Source organism: Flavonifractor sp., assembly GCF_019422385.1.
Classification (GTDB): domain Bacteria; phylum Bacillota; class Clostridia; order Oscillospirales; family Oscillospiraceae; genus Flavonifractor; species Flavonifractor avistercoris.
Map to the genome: position 1 here is coordinate 1 of NZ_JAHZDL010000164.1, position 2,113 is coordinate 2,113.

Sequence of the window (2,113 nt, forward strand, 5' to 3'; positions counted from 1 at the left end):
TGCGACCGATGGCAAAGGGATTCAACAGCCGCGGCATGGGCGGCTTCGGCGGCGGCATGAACATGAACATGATGAAACAGGTTCAGAAGATGCAGCAGGACATGATGAAGATGCAGCAGGAGCTGGAGAACAAGACCTATACCGCCGCGGCGGGGGGCGGCGTGGTGTCCGCCACCGTCACCGGCAAGCGGGAGGTCAAGGAGGTCGTCATCGACCCCGACGCCGTGGATCCGGAGGACGTGGAGATGCTCCAGGACATGATCGTGGCGGCGGTGAACGAGGCCCTGCGGGCGGCGGAGAGCGACTCCGCCTCCTCCATGCAGCAGCTCACCGGCGGGCTGAACCTGCCCTTTTAGTCAAACAAGAGGATGGGGCCTTATCCAAGGCCCCATCCTCTTGTTTGAGGAGGAGCTGCGCGTGGGAAGCCGCTCGATTGCGGGGCAATTGTCCCGGCTTCCCACGCGAGAAGAGTCCTTTTCAAGGCACATGTCCTTGAAAAGGACGGATTCCATCTGATTTTGCCGCCTGCGGGCGGCAAAACTCTGCGAGGCTGTTTCGCGGGAGAAAGGAGGAGGCGTATGGAGCAGATGGAAACCCGGCAGATGTCGGAGAGCTTCCGGCTGGGGGCCGTCCTGGCCCTGGCCGGCGGCTTTCTGGACGCCTACACCTACCTGGTGCGGGGCGGGGTGTTCGCCAACGCCCAGACCGGCAACATCGTCCTGTTGGGCGTGCGGCTGATGGAGGGGGACTGGGCCGGCGCGGGCCACTACCTGGTGCCCATCCTGGCCTTTGCCGCCGGGGTGCTGACCGCCGAGCTGGTGCACGCCCGCTGCGGCAGGTGGGAGCGGCTCCACTGGCGGCAGCTCACCGTGGCGGCGGAGATGATCCTGCTGGTGGCGGTGGCCCTTCTGCCCGGGTGGGCGGACAGCGGGGCCAACGTGCTGGTGTCCTACGTGTGCGCCGTCCAGGTGCAGAGCTTCCGGAAGGTGGCGGGCAGCGCCTTTGCCACCACCATGTGCACCGGCAACCTGCGCAGCGGCACCGAGGCCCTCTACCGCGGCTGGCTCACCGGGGAGCGGGAAGACCTCCGCCGGGCGGGGCGGTATTACGGCATCATCGTGTTCTTCTGCGCCGGAGCGGCCCTGGGGGCCTGGTGCAGCGGGGCGTGGGGCCGGCGCGCGGTGCTGGCCGCCAGCCTGCTGCTTTTTGCGGCATTTTTGCTGATGTTCCGGCGGAAAAACACTTGCGGCGAGGGCGAAAGCGGTATAAAATAAGACCCGCTTAACAACTCTGTTTCACGGGAGGCATACACACATGTCAGAACAGGCGAAGGTCTACTACTCCGACCTCCGGTGCCGTCCGGGCGTGAGCCTGCTGGACAAGCTGAAAAAGCTCATCCGCAGGGCGGGCATCGGGGAGATCGATTTTGACCACAAGCTGGTGGCCATCAAGATGCACTTCGGCGAGCCGGGGAACCTGGCGTTCCTGCGGCCCAACTACGCCAAGGCGGTGGCCGACGTGGTGAAGGAGCTGGGGGGCATCCCCTTCCTCACCGACTGCAACACCCTCTACCCCGGCCGGCGGAAGAACGCCCTGGAGCACCTGGACGCCGCCTATGAAAACGGCTTCACCCCCCTGTCCACCGGCTGCCAGGTGATCATCGGCGACGGCCTGCGGGGCAACGACGACGTGGAGGTGCCCGTGGCGGGGGCGGAGTACATCCAGACCGCCAAGATCGGTAAGGCCATCATGGAGGCGGACGTGGTGATCTCCCTGTCCCACTTCAAGGGCCACGAGCAGACCGGCTTCGGCGGCGCCATCAAGAACTTGGGCATGGGCTGCGGCTCCCGCCGGGGGAAGATGGAGCAGCACGCCGAGGGCAAGCCCAAGGTGAAGGCCAGCCGCTGCGTGGGCTGCCGCAAGTGCGCCACCCAGTGCGCCCACGACGCTATTGCCTTCGACGCCGAGGGGAAGGCCTCCATCAACTGGAACAAGTGCGTGGGCTGCGGCCGGTGCATCGCCGTGTGCAACACCGATGCCATCCACCCGGGCAGCGATGCGGCCATGGAGGAGCTGGGCTGCCGCATGGCGGAGTACGCCAAGGCGGTGGTGG

The 2,113-nt window shown here is 66.1% G+C and carries 3 protein-coding genes; all 3 read left to right on the plus strand.

The genetic code is table 11. The features are described 5' to 3' along the window. Positions 1 to 8 precede the first annotated feature (8 nt). On the plus strand, positions 9 to 356 hold the full coding sequence (locus QZ378_RS12785; protein ID WP_087239219.1) for a YbaB/EbfC family nucleoid-associated protein: 348 nt from the start codon (positions 9 to 11) through the stop codon (positions 354 to 356). A gap of 222 nt (positions 357 to 578) precedes the next feature. Next, entirely contained in the window at positions 579 to 1,274 is a 696-nt protein-coding gene (locus tag QZ378_RS12790) for a YoaK family protein (RefSeq protein WP_291258541.1), read from the plus strand. A 40-nt stretch (positions 1,275 to 1,314) separates the two neighbouring features. Then, positions 1,315 to 2,113, plus strand: a 799-nt coding sequence (locus tag QZ378_RS12795; RefSeq protein ID WP_291258542.1) for a DUF362 domain-containing protein, incomplete at its 3' end; no start/stop codon positions are given.